Genomic DNA, 235 nt, shown 5'->3' on the forward strand with positions numbered 1-235 from the left:
ACTTGCAGCCGCAGACGCAGCAAGAACTAAAAAACACTATGAACGCCATGCAGCCGCCCCAGAGCGTTGAGGAAATCAAGGCGGGGCTGGAAACCACCGAGAAAGGCGGTGTCCGTCAGAGCATACGGAACTGCCTGACCGTATTCCAACGTGACCCTCTGCTTTCAGGGGCTATCGCATACAACATCCTGACTGACCGCAAGGACATCATAAAGCCCATCGGTTTTCACAGAGA

At 54.0% G+C, this 235-nt stretch carries 1 pseudogene; it reads left to right on the top strand.

The features are described from left to right. Positions 1 to 47: 47 nt before the first annotated feature. Positions 48 to 235, top strand: a pseudogene (locus DWZ82_RS14825) (virulence-associated E family protein); the annotation flags it as partial.

Origin of the sequence: Butyricicoccus sp. AF35-5AC (assembly GCF_003477715.1) — a bacterium.
Taxonomy (GTDB): Bacteria; Bacillota; Clostridia; order Oscillospirales; family Butyricicoccaceae; genus Agathobaculum; species Agathobaculum butyriciproducens.